At 70.3% G+C, this 851-nt stretch carries 1 protein-coding gene; it reads left to right on the top strand.

Translation table 11 applies throughout. The features are described from left to right. Positions 1 to 851, top strand: an 851-nt coding sequence (locus tag C665_RS19735) for an efflux RND transporter permease subunit (protein ID WP_004330576.1), incomplete at both ends; no start/stop codon positions are given.

Below are 851 nucleotides of genomic sequence, written 5' to 3'. Positions count from 1 at the left end.
CGCAACGTCTTCCTGGTGCTGCTGGCCACGCTGTTCCTGATCGGTGGTGGCGTGTATGCGGTCAAGCACACGCCGCTCGACGCGCTGCCCGACCTGTCCGACGTGCAGGTGATCGTCTACACCGACTATCCCGGCCAGGCGCCGCAGGTGGTCGAGGACCAGGTCACCTATCCGCTCACCACCTCCATGCTGGCGGTGCCGCGCGCCAAGGTGGTGCGCGGCTTCTCGATGTTCGGCGCGTCCTACGTGTATGTGATCTTCGAGGACGGCACCGACATCTACTGGGCGCGCTCGCGCGTGCTCGAGTACCTGAGCACCGCTGCCGGCCGCCTGCCGCAGGGCGTGGCGCCGCAGATCGGCCCGGACGCGACCGGCGTGGGCTGGGTGTACCAGTACGCGGTGCTCGGCAAGGACATGAGCCTGGCCGACACGCGCAGCCTGCAGGACTGGTACGTGCGCTACCAGCTCACCAAGGCGCAGGGCGTGTCGGAGGTCGCCAGCATCGGCGGCTTCGTGCGCGAGTACCAGGTCACGGTCGATCCGCTGCGCCTGGCGGGCTACGGCATCACGCTCGATGCGGTCACGCAGGCGATCCGCGCCTCCAACCGCGACGTCGGCGGCCGCGTGGTGGAGCTCGCCGAGAAGGAATACATGGTGCGCGGGCGTGGTTACCTGCGCAGCGTGGACGACATCGCCGGCATCGTGCTCAAGGCCGAGCGCGGCACCCCGGTGCGGGTGGGCGACGTCGCCCGCGTCGAGCTGGTGCCGGCCGAGCGGCGCGGCATCGCCGAGCTCAACGGCGAGGGCGAGGTGGCCTCGGGCATCGTGATGGCGCGCTTCGGCCAGAACGC

Source organism: Thauera aminoaromatica S2 (assembly GCF_000310185.1).
Lineage (GTDB): Bacteria > Pseudomonadota > Gammaproteobacteria > Burkholderiales > Rhodocyclaceae > Thauera > Thauera aminoaromatica.
Note: the sequence above shows the minus strand (reverse complement) of the source record. Positions and strands in the feature narration are given on the sequence as shown.